The organism is Erwinia sp. V71 (assembly GCF_965644245.1).
Taxonomy (GTDB): Bacteria; Pseudomonadota; Gammaproteobacteria; order Enterobacterales; family Enterobacteriaceae; genus Erwinia.
The window spans coordinates 1-14588 of sequence record NZ_CBFFRK010000110.1 but is presented as its reverse complement, the minus strand read 5'-3'; the positions used below and the strand labels follow the sequence as shown (position 1 = coordinate 14588).

The following is a 14588-nucleotide window of genomic DNA, read 5'->3' as shown; positions in this document are numbered from 1 at the left end:
CAGGATAGCTTATCGGTAGCTAACCGTCCCTCCATCCACATGACCAAGCGTTGCACTTATTATCTGAATTCGCGCCAAACCACAAATTTTTTATCCACCGGTGATAATTCGGCCTGCAGCAATGCTATGGTTAAACCTCATTTTTGACGGAACAACATCCATGACAGCCAGGGTCGACTTCTCCTTTGCCACGCGTCCACTGATCCCGTATGCCCATGACTATCAGCATGGTGACCACGAACCGTGGCATTACCATAACTGCGCGCAGCTGATTCACACTCTGAGCGGTGTGGTGCGGGTGGAGACGGTACAGGGCAACTGGGTAGTGCCGCCGGGACGTGGTGTCTGGGTGCCAGCCGGGATTGAACATGCGCTGCATATCACTGGCTCAGTGGCGGCGCGTACGCTGTTTATCGATCCGCTGGCGCGGGCAGATTTACCTGCCAGCTGTCAGGTGGTGCAGGTTTCTCCCCTGCTGCGCGAGCTGATTATCAGCGCGCTGGCGCTGCCGGAAAGCTATGCACCCAACACCCGTGCTGAACGCATCTATGAACTGATGCTTGATGAAATGCGCATGATTGCTGAGCTGCCATTCCATCTGCCACAGCCACAGAGCGCCGGATTAGCACAGCTGTGCCAGCAGGTATGTGAATGGCCCGGCGAACGCTGGACGCTGGAACTGGCCGCGCAGCGTATCAACGTCAGCAGCCGCACACTGGCGCGCCATTTTCAGCGTGAAACCGGTTTGCAGTTTAGTGACTGGGTGAGACGCGCCAGACTCATGGCGGCACTGACGCGGCTGGCACAGGGAGAAACGGTGCTGCGGGTGGCGCTCGACCTTGGCTATGACAGCCACAGCGCGTTTAGCGCCATGTTCCGTCGTATTCTTGGCGTCGCGCCCAGCGACTATTTCCCTGCAAAGTGATAAGGCTTTCTTGTCATTAAACGTGCGGTAAAACTCAAGGCCCGGCGCACAATGACGTCATCAACTGGCAGTACGGTGCACCTGAAACCTGATAGCAACGTCTGAGTTTAAGGCACAGGGGACACGGTCAGCGGAGGAAAACGTCCCGCGCCAGGGAGGGCGCGGGCCGAGCGGTCATGGATGACGAAAAGCGATTTTCCGTAGCTGACCGTGTTTCCTGTGCAGGCCTGCGAACTAAAAGCGACTTCCTGCACGGGCACCGAACCAAAAATCGCGCCCTGAGTGACCAAAGAACGACAGGCGCTGTCCCGGCGCATCACAGAACCGAAATCACTGACGGAAACCTGCAACCAGAAAACTGTACTCTAACGCTGCTGCAAATACCCCCCCAGCGCATTCAGCAACGCCTGCAACGATGCGCGCCCGACATCACTGTCGATACCCACGCCCCATACTGCCGCCTGATTTGCGGCAAAGGTACAGCGAATATAAGCCACCGAGCGGCTGTCACTGCGCTGCCCCAGCGTATGCTCGTGGTAATCCTGAATTGATAACGCCACATCAAACGTCTGGCGTAATGCCGCCACCGCAGCGGATAACAGACCATTGCCGCGCCCGGAGACCGTCTGGCGCTTACCGTCGACCCGCAGCTCAGCGTGAAAATCGAGCTGACCATTCGCCTGACTCTGGCTGCTGTATTCCTCCAGCACCACCGGCATCGTGTCACGCAAACCATAGGCATCGCGGAACAGCTGCCAGATGCTGGCCTGCGTCATCTCTTTGCCATGGCTGTCGGTCTGCTCCTGTACGCGGCGGCTGAAATCCTGCTGCAGCGCACGCGGCAGAGATAAACCGTGATTCTGCTCAATCATCCAGGCGGCACCACTCTTACCCGACTGGCTGTTGACGCGGATCACTGCCTCATAGCTGCAGCCAATATCGGCGGGATCGAGCGGCAGATAGGGCACTTCCCACACCTCATCCTGCTGCTGCTGACGCGCGGCAAAGCCCTTCTTAATCGCATCCTGATGCGAACCGGAAAAGGCGGTAAACACCAGTTCTCCGGCATAGGGATGGCGCGGATGCACCGGCAGCTGATTGCACTGTTCGACGGTATCCACCACCTGCTTCATCTGGCTGAAATCCAGTCCTGGTGAAATCCCCTGGGTATACAGGTTCAGCGCCAGCGTCACCAGATCCACATTGCCGGTGCGCTCGCCGTTGCCGAACAGACAGCCTTCAACGCGATCCGCCCCCGCCAGCAGCGCCAGCTCAGCACAGGCAATGCCCGTGCCGCGATCATTATGAGGATGAACGCTGATACAGACATCGGCACGGTGCGAGAAATGACGGCAGAAATACTCAATCTGATCGGCATAAACATTCGGTGTGCTGACTTCTACCGTCGCAGGTAAGTTGATAATCATCGGCCGCGCCGCACAGGGCTGCCAGATTTCCGCCACCGCTTCACAGATTTGCAGCGCGAAATCCGGCTCGGTGAAACAGAATGTTTCTGGCGAGTATTCGAAGGTCCAGCGGGTGTCCGTCTGCACTTCGCACTGCTGGCGGATCTGTTTTGCTGCACTCACCGCCAGCTGGATAATCTCCTCTTTGCTCTGGCGAAACACCAGCCGACGGAACACCGGCGCGGTGGCGTTATACAGATGCAGCGTGGCGTTTTTCGCTCCCTGCAGTGCCGCGAACGTGCGCTCGATCAGATCGGCGCGCGCCTGGGTCAGCACCTGAATCGACACATCGTCAGGAATGCGCTGTTCCTCAATCAGCTGACGCACAAAGTTAAAATCAGTCTGGGACGCGGAGGGGAACGCCACTTCGATCTCTTTAAAGCCACACTGCAGCAGCAGATCCCAGAACAGCAGCTTGCGGCGACTGTCCATCGGCTCCGCCAGCGCCTGATTACCGTCGCGCAGATCGGTAGACAACCAGCGCGGCGCGCGTGTCAGGGTGGTGGCGGGCCAGCGGCGATCGCTCAGCGCGACGGGCGGGAAGGGGCGATATTTTTCTGCAGGTTGCGTCAGCATGATGTTGTCCTGTGGTGTGGTTTTCCCCCATTGTGGAGAAAACCCACCCGCTTAATCTCACGCGTAACTGACAATCGCTGGCGAATTTCTGACAACGCTATGGCTGCGGCAGCTGTGCCGGTTCGGCTGGCGTTTCCCCCTCCAGTACCTGCTCAAAGCTGCGCAGACGTTTATAAATCGACATCAGCTCCACCAGCGTTGACCACGAAGTGATCAGATACTGGAAAGAGGCGCGTACCTGATCAAACACATTAGTGATCTGCTGCATCAGGCCAAAAGTGATGACACCCGCGGCAATTGACGGAAACAGCACAAACAGGCCGAAAACATTGTCCACCTGCAGATACAGAATGCGGGTGAGATTGAAGTAGAGATAGTGAAAGTAGAGGCGGAAATAGTTGACCCGCACCTGGCGAAACAGCTGCTGTACGGTGAGTGGTGTGGCGCGCTGCGGATGATCTTCGCCATATACCAGCTCTTTACGGTAGGCGGCTTCGACACGCTGATTGCGAAACTCCAGCCCTGGTAGTTTTATCCCCACCGCCGCCAGCAGCACGGTGCCGAACAGCGACCACAGCAGTGCAACCACCACCAGCGAGTAAGGGATTTTGCCAAGTACCGGCACGCTTTCCACATGCTTTGACAGTGCCACCAGCACCGGCAGAAAGGCGACCAGGGTCATGATGGCCTGAATCAGATTGATCCCCCAGCCCTCCAGCGTGGTGGAAAAACGCATGGTGTCTTCCTGCACACGCTGCGCAGCGCCTTCAATGGTGCGCAGTTGCTGCCAGTGCGCCATATAGTAATGGTTCATCGCCGTGCGCCAGCGGAAGATCCAGTGGCTGATAAAAAAGGCATTCAGCACGCCGATGATGACGGCAATCAGCGCAATGCTGAGAAAGTCTTCGGTCTGGTGATAGAACTCGCTGATTTGGATGGTGTTGGGATGCGCCATCGCTTTCTGGATCAGATCGTAAAACGGGCCGTACCAGGCGTTGATAGCGACGCCAACCTGCACATCAAACCAGGTGGCAAAGATAATCACGGCGCTGCCAATCACCGACCAGCGCTGCCAGCGGTGTGGCCGCGCGATGGACCACGCCAGCGCGAACAGGCCCGCCACCAGCGCATAGTAGAGATAGAACCACACCTGCGACGGCTGGATAAAGCGCCAGGCGTTATCCGGCAACGGCTTTCCGGCATACGAAGCCATGCTGCTGAGATGAAAAATCAGGTTGTTGCCGCCTTCGAACCAGAACAGGATCGCCAGCAAACTCCAGATGGCTGCGGTCGTAAAAAACAGCCCTGGGCGGGGGAAAAATGAGGTAAACATAGGCGCTCCAGTCAGATTCTTACTCTGTTATAGCGCCGTTTTATGTTTACCGTCTGTGGGCGGTTGTTTCTGGTCGTTTCAGGACAAAAAATCTTCCCGCTGCGGCGTAAAGGTATCCAGCAGCGTGCCCGCCTCCAGGCACACACAGCCATGCACCACATTCGGCCGTTTATACAGCGTATCGCCCGCGCCGACGTCATGCGTAACACCATCAATAGTAAAGGCAAAGCGGCCTGACAACACATAGGTCAGCTGCTCATGTACGTGATGATGCAGCGGACCGACGGCATCTTTCTCAAAGTTGACTTCCACCGCCATCATACCGCCGCTGTGCGCCAGAATGCGGCGGGTGACGCCATTGCCTAAGTCTTCCAGCGTGGTCTCTTTCTTAAAAGTAAACATAGCGATTCCTGTGATGGTTAAGCGATTAACGGCTGTGGCAGTGTCGCCAGATAGAGCGCAGGCTGACCTTCAAAATCGGAGGTAAACAGTACCTGACGATTATCCGGGGTAAAAGAGGGATGCGGGTGCGTCACCTGACGGTCGCCATCCAGCACGCGCCAGCTGCTGTTGTGTGCGGCGAGGCGGAAATGGCTGCGCTGCGCGACATCAAACACATACAGCCAGGGATCGTTATCAATGGTGTAGCCTTTGGTGTCCTGTACATCCACCGGCGTGCCGGAACCGTCACCCACCAGCAGCGAGCCATCTTCATTACTCATCAGATGCGAACAGGCAGGCATATTCATCAGCACTTCATTCTGCTGATTGTCCGGGTTGTAGCGGCAGATCTGCCGATCGGTACGATCTTTATGGTAAGAGACATAGATTAGCGCTGAGCCGTCTGGCACCCAGAATTCATGGGTGCAGCTTTCGCCCGGCGCATGGTCTTTCACCTTACGCATATTGCTGCCATCCTGGTTAATCATCCACATGCGTGCATCGACCAGATCGTGCGGGCCTTCATGGCAAAACGCCACAGTATTGTCGTCGTAAGGGCGATAGATCGGATGGCCCAGCCACAGGCGCTGCTGGTGGATAACCCGGGCTTCGCCGCTGTTGAGGTCCACGCGCAGCAGGCGGCAGTGCGGCTGTTTCTCAAAGAAACGGCGGAACACCTGCCAGTCGCTGAGCGGCTCCCAGTCTTTGCGTTCAATCTCAATACCGACCAGCTGGGTACAGTCGCTGTTCGCCACCCAGGCGCCGTAACCGACCCACTCCTCCGGCACCTGATATACCGTGCGCTCTTCCAGCGATGCCAGGTCCACACGTTGCAGACAGCGTTCGTTTTTCACGTACCACAGGTAGCGATCATCGTGCGACAGAAAGCCGCCAAAGGTGTTATCGCCGGGGCCTTCGGTTAGCTGCAGTGCCTCTTCTGTCCGCAGATCGAGCAGGTAATAGTTGCGATTACCGTCGAACTCCGCAGCAAACAGCAGCCGGTTGCCCTCGCGGGTAAAGCACTTCTGATAGAAGTAATTGCGGTGGCAGAGCACTTCCGGCGGTGTCAGACGGATCATCTGTGCCCCGGTATCCGGGTCCTGAAAGTGGTGAAAAGGAAGTTTAATGCGTAAGCCTCTGGCCATACCGTTGCTCCTTAATCTCAGTGCTTAATATTTATTGAAACAATGTTTCATAATTTTGCGGTTAGCATATCCCTTTCCTCTCAACTGCCGAGCAATAACCCAAAGAATTGAGAACAGGATCACAAGAAAACGCACAGGCTTTCGCCAAAGCGCGCGTTTTCCTTTTAAATTTGAAACAATGTTTCATTATTGAATGACCACTGACGAAAATGGGGATCACCATGAAAATTGCACTGATGATGGAAAACAGTCAGGCGGCGAAAAACGCCATTGTCCTGAAAGAGTTACAGCAGGTGGCTGAGGGCAAAGGTTACCCGGTGTTTAACGTCGGGATGAGTGATGAGCAGGATCATCATCTGACCTATATCCATCTCGGTATTATGGCCAGCATCCTGCTGAACTCGAAAGCAGCAGACTTTGTGATCGCGGGCTGCGGCACCGGGCAGGGCGCGCTGATGTCGCTGAATATCCACCCGGGCGTGGTGTGCGGCTACTGCATCGATCCGGCGGATGCGTATTTGTTCGCGCAGATCAACAACGGTAATGCCCTGGCGCTGCCGTTTGCCAAAGGTTTTGGCTGGGGTGCGGAACTGAATCTGCGCTTTATCTTTGAGAAAGCCTTTACCGGCGAGAAAGGGCAGGGTTACCCGCAGGAGCGTAAAGAGCCTCAGGTGCGTAATGCCGGTATTCTGAATCAAGTGAAAGCGGCGGTGGTGAAAGAGAACTATCTCGATACACTGCGCGCTATCGATCTTGAGCTGGTGAAAACCGCGGTCAGCGGCCAGCGCTTCCAGCAGTGTTTCTTTGAAAACAGCCAGGATAAAGCGATTACCGATTTTGTCCGCGAGGTGCTGGCGTAAATCAAAACGGGCGATGTCACCATCGCCCGTTATCTTTGTTAGCCTGGCATCTGTGGATAAACACCCGGGCCAATTGGCAGCCCCAGCGCATACCAGCCCAGCAGGAAGATAATCCAGGTGATAATGAACACCACCGGATACGGGAAGATCAGCATGTAGTAGGTGCCGAGCTGCGCATCTTTGCGGTAACGCTGCAGGAAGCCGAGGAACAGCGGTAAGAACGGCGACATCGGCGCTAACGGGATCACCGACGAGTCGGCAATACGGAAAATCAGCTGCGCAAATGCCGGGTGGAAACCGAGCAGCATAAACATCGGCACAAAAATTGGCGCCAGAATCGACCAGATCGCCGAGCCGCTGGCGATAAACATACACAGGAAGGCCGACAGGAACATCAGGCCGAGGAACGCAGGTGCGCCACTGACGCCTGCGGCTTCAATCAGGTCAGTCAGGCCAATCGCCATAAACTTGCCCATGTTGCTCCAGTTAAAGAAAGCAACAAACTGCGACAGTGGAAACACCATCACAATAAAGCCCGCCATGCCCTTCATCGGATCGACCAGCAGCTTCGGCACATCGTCGGCTTTGCGGATCTGCTTCGTTGCCACGCCATAGGCAATCGCGACAGCAAAGAAGAACAGAATAATGATTGGCACAATACCCTGAATAAACGGCGACGGGACGATAGCGCCGGTTTTCGGGTTACGCAGCGGTGCGCCTTCCGGCACCACCAGCAGCGCCATCAGACCGATAAACACCAGCGCGGCGATACCTGCGGCTTTCAGACCACGGTTCTCTTCGGGTGTCAGTTCCGCCAGGCGTTCACCGGTGCCACCTTCCCAGGCAGGCAGACGCGGCTCGATAAATTTATCCGTCAGCAGTGCGCCCGCAATGGTCAGCACAATCACTGAGCTGGCCATAAAGTACCAGTTATCGATCACGCTGACGTGCACGGTATCACTGACCGCTTTTGCCGCTTCGGTACTGATACCGGACAGCAGCACATCGGTGGTGACAATCAGCAGGTTGGCGGTAAAACCGGAACCGACCCCGGCGATAGCAGCCAGCAGACCCGCCACCGGATGACGACCCACGGCGATAAAGATCAGCGCACCCAGCGGCGGCATCACCACCAGCGCGGCATCAGAGGAGATATGGCTGAAGAAGGCGATAAACAGCACCATATAACTGGCGTAGCGACGGCTGACGCGTGACGCCATCTTCACCATCAGTGACTGCAGTAAGCCGACTTTTTCCGCCAGTCCGGCGCCAATTACCAGCGCCAGAATCGCCCCCAGCGGCGTGAAGCCACTGAAGTTTTTAATAATATTGGGGAAGATCCACTGTAAGCCTTCGATGCTGAGCAGGTTTTTCACCCTGACCAGTTCACCGTTGGCCGGGTTCTTTACCGCCAGATCCAGCCAGCTGATAACCGCGGTGGCGATCATCAGGATCACGATCAGCCAGACAAACAGCAGAAAAGGATTGGGCACTTTATTGCCGACGCGCTCAATCCAGGTAAATAGTTTCCCAGGGCTTTTCCCGGAGGTCGATACTGCCTCACTCATGATGCTGGCCTCATTCTTGTCGTATTTGCATTGTTTTATTCAGGCTGGACGCTTTCCTTTTCTGCCCGTGTTACCCGTGCTTTGGGGTCCGCACAGCCTGTTTATTGTTATTACGTCGGGTCAGTGACCCTGACCCGATCGGGTGGAGCGAATTACAGTGGCGACGGTGTGACGCCAGACGGAATCGGGCAGCTGTACGGCTGTTCCGCACGTCCGGTTGCAAACTCGGCGCGGCAGCGCGCCAGTGCGTCGTCATCTGCCAGCAAACTGCTGGCAGTCGCGGCCATCACTTTGGCCGCCAGAAACATCCCTTTATGGGCGATAGCCGTGCGGCCCTGCGCCACCAGTTGCCAGGTGTGCAGCGGCGTGCCCAGCGCGAAGCAGGGAGTAAAGCACTGCGCGGTCGGCGTCACCCAGCTGACATCACCGACATCTGTCGAGCCATACAGTAGCTCCTTGTTGGCGGCATAAGGGGCGACCTCATCGGTCAGTACCTTATCGCCCAGCGCCTGTGCCCACTGCTCACCAGCCTCGCCGCCGGTGCGGGCAATATTCAGTTTGGCGTTGCGGATATCGTCGCGGGTCAGGGTGGCGCGGATCTGCTGCGCAAAGGTCACTTCCTGCTCGCTGTACTGCGGCACGCCAAACGCCTGCAAATGGCCCAGCATTACCTGTTCCAGGCAGCGGTTAGGGATGTAGTTGGAGCAGGCTTTATCAAAGCGCACGCTCATTTCGGTGTCGGTCATCAGTGCCGCGCCTTTGGCGATATTAATCACCCGCTGGTAGATGTCCTGCGCCTGATCGAGCTGTGGCGCACGGATCAGATACAGCACTTCGGCATCGGCCTGCACCACGTTTGGTGAGTGGCCACCGGCGTTGGTCACCGCATAGTGCAGACGCGCTTCCTGTACGATATGTTCGCGCAGGAAGTTGGCGCCGGTATTCATCAGCGTCACCGCATCCAGTGCGCTGCGTCCGAGGTGAGGTGAGTTGGCGGCATGGGCGGCCACGCCTTTAAAGCGGAACGCGGCCTGGATATTGGCCAGCGTACTGTTGCTGAAAATGCCGGCGAACGATTCCGGATGCCAGGTGATGGCGGCGTCGATATCGTCAAACAGCCCTTCGCGCACCATATAGGTTTTGCCGGAACCGCCTTCTTCGCCCGGGCATCCGTAAAAGCGTACCGTGCCGCGCAGTCCTTGTTGATCAATCAGCTGTTTGACGGCAAAGGCCGCCGCCATTGCCGCGGTGCCCAGCAGATTGTGGCCGCAGCCATGGCCGTTGCCATTTTCCACCAGCGCTTCCGGCGTCGCACAACCCGCTTTCTGGCTCAGTCCTGCCAGCGCGTCGTATTCGCCCAGCAGGGCGATCACCGGTTTACCGCTGCCGTAGCTGGCGATAAATGCGGTTTCAATATTGCCGACGCCGCGCTCGACGTGGAATCCTTCCTGCTCCAGCGCACTGGCCAGCAGCTCTGCTGACACCGTTTCGCGGAAGCGGGTTTCCGGATTGTCCCAGATGGCGTCACTCAGCGTACTGAAACGCGTCTGCTGGCTGTCGATATAGCTGCCGATCAGTTCTTCGGTGTGATTCATTTTGCCTCCTGGTACTGCGGCAGATTGAGCGCCAGGGTGGCGAGGGTTTTGACGGCAACCGGCATCACGTTCTCATCGAAGTCGAATTTCTCGTTGTGATGACCCGCGCTGAGTTCGGTGCCAAAGATCACATACGATGCCTGGCCGCCCAGCGCTTTAACACGCTCCATCATATAGGTGGCGTCTTCGGAGCCCGCGGCCTCCGGCACGCTGTCGATGATCGACGTCAGTTCTGCAATGGTCTCGGCCTGACGGTGGATATAGCTGACCCATGGTGCGGTCGGCTGGCTGTTGCGCGCAGCACCCATCAGTTTCACCTCATGCTCTACGCCGTACATCGCTGCGGTGCCGCTGATCACCTGCAGTGCCTGCTGATAGATAAAGTCGTTGACCGCGTTGCTTGCGCCGCGCGTTTCCACTTTCATAAAGGCGTGATCCGCCACCACATTGCGTCCGCTGCCCGCCTGCAGTACGCCGACGTTGACACGGCCGCTGCCGCCGCTGTGTTGTGTCAGAGTATGCAGCGCCAGCGTGGCGTTGGCCGCGGCCAGCAGGGCGTTGCGGCCCTCTTCCGGACGGCCGCCGGCATGGGACGCCACACCACGGAAGGTGACATCCAGTTTAGTGGTCGCCATAAAGCCGTTGCTGCCGCAGATGATTTCACCATTCGGTACACCGGTGCCGATATGAATGGCGGTAAAGAAGTCGACGTCATCTACCACGCCCGCTTCCACCATTGATTTGGCGCCACGCGTCCCTTCTTCGGCGGGCTGGAAAATAATCTTGATAGTGCCGCTCAGCTGATCTTTCAGCTGCATCAGCACCGTGGCAAGGCCCAGACCAATGGCGGTATGGCCGTCGTGACCGCAGGCGTGCATCATCCCCGCATTGCAGGAGGCAAAGCCGTCGCGGAACGGACGGTGATCGTCCGCCAGCTTTTCATTCAGGTCGAGGGCGTCCATATCGACGCGGAACCCCATTACCGGACCGGGACGACCGGTATCCAGCGTGGCGACAATCCCGCAGAAGCCACCGGAGAAATGCGGCAGCCACTCCGCCAGAGCACCCTGTTCCAGTGCGCGTGCTTCCTGCTGCTGCAGCACTTCCGCGGAAGGCAGTCCCATGCGCGCATCGGCTTTGATCACCTGTTGACCGGTCTGCAGCTGATAACCTAAACGATTCAACTCATCCGCCACCAGCGTGGCGGTACGGAACTCCAGCCAGCCTGATTCGGCATATAAATGAAAATCACGGCGCCAGTGTTGCAGGCGTGGAAATAGATCGGCCACGATATCTGAAAGGGTGCTCATTACACTTTTCCTTAATGCTTTGTCGTATAAATCACGGACAGGGTTATCTCGCTGAGAACAGGTCCCCGTTCTGGCAATATCGGCAAATTAACTCAGCGGATGTCAGGACGATGGAGCGCCTTTTACAGCATGGGGATGCCTGATAATTCTTGCTGTTACTGGTTTTTCGCCTGATATCACCAGTTGAATAAGTTTTTGTTATGACTGCGGCGTTATTATCAGAAAAACAGATGGAAAGCGTTCTGTTCGTTATTTTTCTTAGCAATCAATTAACACATCTTATTAACGACAGCCTTGCGGCTTTACGAAGTGAAAATATGACATTACCGGCAGAAAAAAATAACATCTGGTTTAATCCAATTTTTTCGAATGTACACAATGTTCACTGATGGCATAAGATGCCAGGATCTTTTTCGTGATAAACAATGGTTATCACTCTGTTGAAGGAACTATCCCGATGCCTGCCGCGATAAAACTGCACCAGCTCCGCGCCTTTGTTGATGTCACCCTGCAGGGGAGTATCCGCGCCGCCAGCCGCGTGTCCGGTATCTCGCAGCCCGCGCTGAGCAAAGCGATTCAGGAGCTGGAGGAGGTGCTGGGCGCGCGCCTGTTTATCCGTCAGCAGCAGGGCGTGGTGCTGACGGATATCGGCCATAACTTTTACAAACATGCCAGCCTGGTGCTGGAGGAGCTGCGCGTGGCGCAGGAAGATGTCCAGCAACGGCTGGGACTGGCGGGCGGCAGGGTGAATATCGGTGTCGGCAGCAGTGTGGCGCGTACCGTGATGCCGAGGGTGGTGACGCAGTTTCACCGTGAATATCCCAATGTGCAGTTGCGTATTGTTGAAGGGCAGCTGGTGTCGATGTTGCCGGAGCTGCGTCAGGGGCTGCTCGACTTCACCATCAATACCTATGATGAAAGCCATTTTGATACCGAGCTGACCTACGAGCGGCTGATGGATAAAGAGTATCGCGTGGTAGTGCGGCGCGGCCACCCTTGTGCGAAGGCGCGCAGCCTGAGTGAGCTGCAACAGTGTGACTGGACGATGCCGACACCGAAAGGCAGCTACTACCGTTTACTGCGCGACCTGTTTGGCGATATGGGGATTGCGCCGTCGGTGATGGTGACCTGCGAAACCTTTATGGCCTGCACCAGCCTGGTGGCGAACAGCGATTTTGTTACCGTGCTGTCGGACGATGTGGTGTCAGATCCGATCCTCGGCAATCAGCTGGTGGCGCTGGATCTCGATCAACCGCTGCCAAAAGCCAGTTTCTTCCTGATCCAGCGGCGCGATACCGCGCTGACGCCGATGGGGGCGTATCTGGCGCAGCTGTTCCGGCGCAATTGCTAGCGGGTTGCGGCTTTGTCCGGGCTAATCACCAGCCATACGGCGCAGCAGACCACCAGCGCACCGGCAATAAAACCCGTGGTGATGGTTTCACCCAGCACCAGATAGCCCCACAGCAAGGCAAACGGGGGAATCAAAAAGGTGACGGTGAGCGAGCGTAGCGGGCCGATATCGGCAATCAGACGGAAATAGAGGATATACGCTGCAGCAGTGCACAGGCTGCCGAGCAGCAGCACGCTGAACCAGATATCCGCCTGCTGCCAGTGAATGTGTGGCGAGGTCATTGCTGAACCGATAAAAAACGGCAGCAGGAACAGTGCTGCACCTGCCTGGCTGCCAAAAGCGACGGTTCTGGCATCCAGGCCGCCGCGTTGTGTAATCCAGCGGCGGGTGAGAAAACCCGCCAGGCCGTAACAACCCGTCGCCACCAGGCAGGCCAGCACACCTGCGAACACGGCATCATCGGCATGGCTTTCTCCCACTGTGGTGAGCAAGGCGATGCCCGCCAGTCCCAGCACCACACCCAGCCATTTTCGTGCCGTCAGCCGTTCTGCAAAGCAGGTGACGCCAATCAGAGCGCCCATCAGCGGTGTGGTGGCATTAAGAATTGCCGAATAACCCGCCGGCAGCCAGCGGGCGGCAATGCAGTACATAAAGAACGGGATACCGGAGTTGATCACGCCCAGCAGCAGCGAGGAAGCCAGTTTGCCGTTAAACCGGAACGGGGATTTCAGCAATGCCAGGATGGCAGCCAGAGTAATAAAAGCAATAAAGACGCGTAAAAATGCCACATTGATGGCGCCAAATGCCGGTGCGGCAATGCGCATCAGCAGGAAGCTCCCGCCCCATAGCGCGGCAAGCAGTAGCAGTCGGGCGTAGTCCGCAGTGCGCATCGCTTCCTCTCTTATTTATTCGGTCAGTGAAAAGCCACAGGTATTAATTAACCTGATCTTTATCCTGCAGACAACCATGTGCATACCACTCCGTCCTCCATGCTGTGAGGGATGCCCATAAGAACATATTCTGTGCCTGACCAGCATGGGTTACATCGCACATTTTTTCACTGGCGGTCTGGCTACACTTTCTTGTGGGTGATAATCAGGAGGTGAAACTATGCAGCTCAATCCCTATCTGTTTTTAAACGGCAACACAGCAGAAGCGATCACCTTTTACCAGCAGGCGATCGATGCACAAACGGTGTTTCAGATGACTTTCGCCGAGATGCCGCCACAGCAGCAACAGGAAGAGGGCTGCGCCTCAGCGTTTGCCTTTCCGCCAGACAAAATCATGCATGCTGAGCTGCGGGTCGGTGACAGTCAGCTGATGCTGAGCGATGGCAATATGGCGAGTGGCGATCAGTCGCATCATGGCTATGCCATTAGTCTGGCGAGTGAGGAGCTGGACGAGGGAAAACGCTGGTTCGACAATCTGCGCGAAGGGGGAAATGTCACGATGCCGTGGAGCGAAACCTTCTGGGCGCAGGGTTTTGGCATGCTGACCGATCAGTTTGGCGTGCACTGGATGGTCAGTGTGATGAAGCCGGTAGATTACGAGGTGTAGCACAGCAAATGGGGCGCAAATGCGCCCCATTGTCATCAGAAGTTGTAACCCACCACCAGGTAGTAACCCCAGCCGGTTGATTTCACTTCAAATGGACCTTTACCGAAGTCCAGGGTTTCGCCATCAGCCCACTGACCGCCGTTGTGGAAGTAACGCGCCACCACAGAGTAGTGCCAGTGATCGTAGCCCAGAGACAGGATATGACTGGACGCGATGGAGTTATTGGTACGCGTTTCGTTGCCCGTCTTATCACGCAGATCGGAACCGAAGTCGAAGTTGGTGAAACCAACGTAGGTCAGGTTGCCGCCCCACAGGGTGGTAAGAGGCAGGAAGTATTTGATTTTGAAACGGTAGCCGTCCCAGCTGTCTTCGTTCGCTGCACCGTAGTTCGCGAATTCAGATAATAAGTGCAACGCTTGGTCATGTGGATGGAGGGACGGTTAGCTACCGATAAGCTATCC

Annotated in this window: 12 protein-coding genes and 1 pseudogene; 4 read left to right on the top strand and 9 right to left on the bottom strand. The window is 56.5% G+C overall.

All coding sequences use genetic code 11. The features are described from left to right. Window positions 1–160: 160 nt before the first annotated feature. Window positions 161–925: an AraC family transcriptional regulator gene (locus tag ACSZO1_RS17865; RefSeq protein WP_437615016.1), complete on the top strand. Its 765-nt coding sequence runs from the start codon at window positions 161–163 to the stop codon at window positions 923–925. A 365-nt stretch (window positions 926–1290) separates the two neighbouring features. Here the strand turns inward: ACSZO1_RS17865 and leuA are convergent, their stop codons facing one another. The 4 genes from leuA to ACSZO1_RS17845 all read right to left on the bottom strand — a co-directional run bounded on the left by leuA (window position 1291) and on the right by ACSZO1_RS17845 (window position 5886). After that, complete coding sequence (gene leuA, locus ACSZO1_RS17860) at window positions 1291–2967, bottom strand: 2-isopropylmalate synthase (protein WP_437615014.1); 1677 nt, start codon at window positions 2965–2967, stop codon at window positions 1291–1293. A gap of 97 nt (window positions 2968–3064) precedes the next feature. Beyond that, window positions 3065–4300 (bottom strand): peptide antibiotic transporter SbmA, encoded by a 1236-nt coding sequence (gene sbmA, locus ACSZO1_RS17855; RefSeq protein ID WP_437615013.1) that lies wholly within the window; start codon window positions 4298–4300, stop codon window positions 3065–3067. A gap of 78 nt (window positions 4301–4378) precedes the next feature. Continuing rightward, window positions 4379–4702 carry a cupin domain-containing protein gene (locus ACSZO1_RS17850; protein WP_437615011.1) on the bottom strand — a complete coding sequence of 108 codons (324 nt, stop codon included), beginning with the start codon at window positions 4700–4702 and terminating at the stop codon, window positions 4379–4381. A 17-nt stretch (window positions 4703–4719) separates the two neighbouring features. Beyond that, a complete protein-coding gene (locus tag ACSZO1_RS17845) occupies window positions 4720–5886 on the bottom strand; it encodes an oligogalacturonate lyase family protein (RefSeq protein WP_437615009.1) in 1167 nt (388 codons plus the stop codon). Window positions 5887–6107: 221 nt separating this feature from the next. Between ACSZO1_RS17845 and ACSZO1_RS17840 the strand changes: the two genes are divergently transcribed. Then, window positions 6108–6746 carry an RpiB/LacA/LacB family sugar-phosphate isomerase gene (locus ACSZO1_RS17840; protein ID WP_437615008.1) on the top strand — a complete coding sequence of 213 codons (639 nt, stop codon included), beginning with the start codon at window positions 6108–6110 and terminating at the stop codon, window positions 6744–6746. A gap of 38 nt (window positions 6747–6784) precedes the next feature. On the opposite strand, the gene abgT is transcribed toward ACSZO1_RS17840, so the two are convergent. The 3 genes from abgT to ACSZO1_RS17825 all read right to left on the bottom strand — a co-directional run bounded on the left by abgT (window position 6785) and on the right by ACSZO1_RS17825 (window position 11219). Further along, a complete protein-coding gene (gene abgT / locus ACSZO1_RS17835) occupies window positions 6785–8314 on the bottom strand; it encodes a p-aminobenzoyl-glutamate transporter (RefSeq protein ID WP_437615006.1) in 1530 nt (509 codons plus the stop codon). 152 nt (window positions 8315–8466) lie between these two features. After that, entirely contained in the window at window positions 8467–9909 is a 1443-nt protein-coding gene (locus tag ACSZO1_RS17830; protein ID WP_437615004.1) for a M20 family metallopeptidase, read from the bottom strand. Further along, entirely contained in the window at window positions 9906–11219 is a 1314-nt protein-coding gene (locus ACSZO1_RS17825; protein WP_437615002.1) for a M20 family metallo-hydrolase, read from the bottom strand. The genes ACSZO1_RS17830 and ACSZO1_RS17825 overlap by 4 nt, the downstream gene beginning before the upstream one ends. Window positions 11220–11676: 457 nt before the next feature. Between ACSZO1_RS17825 and ACSZO1_RS17820 the strand changes: the two genes are divergently transcribed. Then, window positions 11677–12570, top strand: a complete 894-nt coding sequence (locus tag ACSZO1_RS17820; protein ID WP_437615018.1) for a LysR family transcriptional regulator — start codon at window positions 11677–11679, stop codon at window positions 12568–12570. Here ACSZO1_RS17820 and ACSZO1_RS17815 read toward each other — a convergent pair. Next, window positions 12567–13460: a DMT family transporter gene (locus ACSZO1_RS17815; RefSeq protein ID WP_437615000.1), complete on the bottom strand. Its 894-nt coding sequence runs from the start codon at window positions 13458–13460 to the stop codon at window positions 12567–12569. The genes ACSZO1_RS17820 and ACSZO1_RS17815 overlap by 4 nt on opposite strands. 220 nt (window positions 13461–13680) lie before the next feature. On the opposite strand from ACSZO1_RS17815, the gene yjdN reads away from it, so the two are divergent. Further along, on the top strand, window positions 13681–14127 hold the full coding sequence (yjdN, locus tag ACSZO1_RS17810; protein ID WP_437614998.1) for a VOC family metalloprotein YjdN: 447 nt from the start codon (window positions 13681–13683) through the stop codon (window positions 14125–14127). 35 nt (window positions 14128–14162) lie between these two features. On the opposite strand, the pseudogene ACSZO1_RS17805 reads toward yjdN, so the two are convergent. Then, window positions 14163–14525: pseudogene (locus ACSZO1_RS17805) on the bottom strand (outer membrane protein OmpK); the annotation flags it as partial. Between the last annotated feature and the right edge of the window lie 63 nt (window positions 14526–14588).